The sequence below is a fragment of the uncultured Campylobacter sp. genome, assembly GCF_937949835.1.
In the GTDB taxonomy this organism is placed as follows: domain Bacteria; phylum Campylobacterota; class Campylobacteria; order Campylobacterales; family Campylobacteraceae; genus Campylobacter_B.
Genome location: NZ_CALEDC010000139.1, coordinates 1 through 2,517, shown reverse-complemented (window position 1 = coordinate 2,517; position 2,517 = coordinate 1). Strand labels below are relative to the sequence as shown.

The 2,517-nt window shown below is 48.6% G+C and carries 2 protein-coding genes; one reads left to right on the top strand and one right to left on the bottom strand.

Features of this window, described 5'->3' with window-relative positions:
- On the bottom strand, window positions 1-662 hold a 662-nt coding region (locus Q0256_RS03040; RefSeq protein ID WP_297959934.1), incomplete at its 3' end, for an AAA family ATPase.
- A 211-nt stretch (window positions 663-873) separates the two neighbouring features.
- On the opposite strand from Q0256_RS03040, the gene brnQ reads away from it, so the two are divergent.
- Complete coding sequence (gene brnQ / locus Q0256_RS03035; RefSeq protein WP_297959932.1) at window positions 874-2,205, top strand: branched-chain amino acid transport system II carrier protein; 1,332 nt, start codon at window positions 874-876, stop codon at window positions 2,203-2,205.
- Window positions 2,206-2,517 lie beyond the last annotated feature (312 nt).

Genomic DNA, 2,517 nt, shown 5'->3' with positions numbered 1-2,517 from the left:
TTGGTGATATGGCCGATGATAAAGATCGAAATTCCGCGCGCTTTGGCAAGTCGCATCAGCTCGAAGGTGATCTCGCGCACCTGCGTGATCGAGCCCGGCGCAGAGGAGCCTTTGTCGCTAAAAAGCGTTTGGATGCTGTCGATGACGATAAACTTATAATCCCTACGCTCCACCTCTTCAAGCACGGCGCTTAGATTTATCTCGGTGAGCAAAAACAGCTGCTCGCTTATCGCGCCCAGCCGCTGCGCACGCATTTTGATCTGGCTAGCGCTCTCCTCGCCGCTTACGTAAAGCACCGCGCGGCCGCCGCTTGCTAAATTTGCCGCGATCTTAAGTAGCAGCGTGGATTTTCCGATGCCTGGGCTGCCGCCGATTAGCACGAGCGAGCCCTCCACGACGCCGCCTCCGAGGACTAAATTTAGCTCGCTATCCTTGGTGTCGATGCGCGAAATTTGCTCGATCTGTATCTCGCTGATCGCTTTGGCGCTTGCGGATGAGGCGCGGGCAAGCTCGCCCTCGATCTCTTTTAGCGCTTTGATCTGAGCGGGCTTGAGCTCGACGAAGCTATCAAACGCGCCGCAGTCGGGGCATCTGCCGAGCCATCTGCTTTGCTGATTGCCGCAGTGCTGGCACTCAAAAATCGTGGTTTTAACTTTTGCCATTTTTATCCTCGCTCATTTTCGCTTAAATTTAGCCCCAAGCTTTGCGAAATTATACTTAAAATTTTTAAAATTTTAGCCGCCTTGCGCGCCGCTTGCGGGATCAAAAATCACGAGAGGGAGGATTTGCGGCTAAATTTGAGCTAAATTTAAATATGTTTTAAACATTTGTAACTACAATATAAGTTTTAAATCCAGCAAGGAAGGTTTTAAGATGAAGGGCAAGCTTAGTAGAAGCCAGTTTTTGACGATATCGCTTACGCTATTTGCGATGTTTTTCGGTGCGGGAAATTTTATTTTTCCGCCGGGTCTCGGTAGGGAATCCGGGCAGAATTTTTATATCGCAATAATGTTTTTTTGCGCTACGGCAGTGCTTCTGCCAGTGCTTGGCGTCGCAGCCATTGCGCGCGCCAAGGGGCTTCAGAGCCTGGTACGCCGCATAGATCCGGTGTTTGCGATCGTTTTTACCGCGCTTTTATATCTTACGATCGGGCCTCTTTTTGCGATACCGCGCGCGGCAAATATGCCTTTTGATATCGCGATTAAGCCTTTTATTGCGGAAAATCGCCTTCAAATTTGGCTATTTGTTTATTCCGCGGCATATTTTGCGCTGAACTATTATATCTGTATGAACCCTTCAAAGCTCGTCGATCTGCTAGGAAAATACCTTACGCCGATACTTTTAGCGCTTATTTTGCTACTTTTCGGCGCGGGATTTTTGTTTCCTGTCGGAAGCTTCGTCGCCCCTAGCGGCGAGTACGTTGATCACGCCGCAGCAAAGGGCTTCGTAGAGGGCTATCAGACGATGGACGCGCTTGCGTCGCTGGCATTCGGCATCATCGTAATTAATGCCATCAAAGCAACCGGCGTGAGCGATGAGAAGCACCTCATCACCTCTACGATAAAAGCGGGAATGATGTCGGGCGTCATACTGATGACGATATATTTTATGCTGGGCTATCTGGGCGCGACTTCTGCGGAGCTTTTCAAGGATGCGCCGAATATCAACGGAGCGGAGCTTCTGTCGCGAGTAAGCGATCATTACTTCGGAAGAGTGGGCGTAGTGATCCTAGGCAGCGCATTTTTCCTAGCCTGCATCACCACAACTCTAGGCCTTATAAGCTCGGCTAGCGAATATTTTGAAGAGCTTACGAAAGGTAAGATCAAATACAAAACCTGGGCGATCGCTTGGTGCGTGATCGGCTTTGGAGTCGCAAATTTCGGCCTTACGACCATCATCAAAGGCTCTATCCCGGTCCTCGTCGCCATCTATCCGATCTCGATCATGCTGATAATTCTCTCGCTCATAAATCCGTGGATCGATTCAAGCAAGCTGATTTACCGCGCCTGCGTCTATGTCTGCGTAGTCGAGGGCGTCATAAACGGACTTGATATTTTGGGGATTTCGGTGCCGCTTGTGACGTCGTTTGTGAAGATGATGCCGTTTTATGACTCGATGCTTGGCTGGATCGTGCCTAGCACCTTGACCTTCGCCGTGACCTACGTGCTGCATCTGATCTTTGAAAAAAGAGACGATAGCTTTTAAATTTAAGAGCTATTTTAAAATTTAGCCGGGCTCTACGGGGCTCGGCATACTTCTAAATTTTAGTTCGTCGCCGAATTTAATCTCACATATTTTTTACTGGAATTTTGACATATAAAATAAGTCGCCTTCAAAATTTAACCTAAATTTACGCTAGAATTATCAAAATAAAATTTCAAAAGTAAGGATGGCAAGATGGGTAAGCGGGACGAAGCGCTAAGCTTGGCGCGAGATTTTGAGCTCGACGGCTTTAGGGTGTCCGGTTTATACGAGAGGTTTTGGCGGCTGTAAGGCGACGAGACGGCGTATTTTACG